General features: G+C 35.1%; 1 pseudogene. It reads left to right on the top strand.

Annotated features, from left to right (window positions below):
• Positions 1-396 (top strand): annotated as a pseudogene (locus G3A46_RS14630) (flagellar motor protein MotB); the annotation flags it as partial.

Raw genomic sequence — 396 nt, 5'->3', positions numbered from 1 at the left:
CTAAATACTATTATAGAGCTGCCCAATCCTTAAAGAGTCTTGGTAAACACGATAAGAGCCGTGAGCTATTAGAAACTTATACTGCAAAAGGAGGAACTGGTTTTGTGATAAAAACCTACGATGAGGATATAGACTATTTAAAGAGTACTGTTTTTAAGTCACGACAGTTTGTAATTGAGATGTCTCCAATTAGTTCAGGAACTTCAGATTTTGGACCTGCATTTTATATGAAGGATAAATTGGTTTATGCATCTGCAGCCAATGCAACGGGATTAAATGTAGATCAATGGACTCAAGAGCCTTATTTAGATTTGTTTATTGCTAATAGAGATGAAGAAGGATTGTTAAGTAATCCAAAGCCTTTAGGAGGCGATGTAAATACTCAATATCACGAAT

This window comes from Aequorivita sp. KMM 9714 (genome assembly GCF_011065475.1).
GTDB classification, from domain to species: domain Bacteria; phylum Bacteroidota; class Bacteroidia; order Flavobacteriales; family Flavobacteriaceae; genus Aequorivita; species Aequorivita sinensis.
Note: the sequence above shows the minus strand (reverse complement) of the source record. Positions and strands in the feature narration are given on the sequence as shown.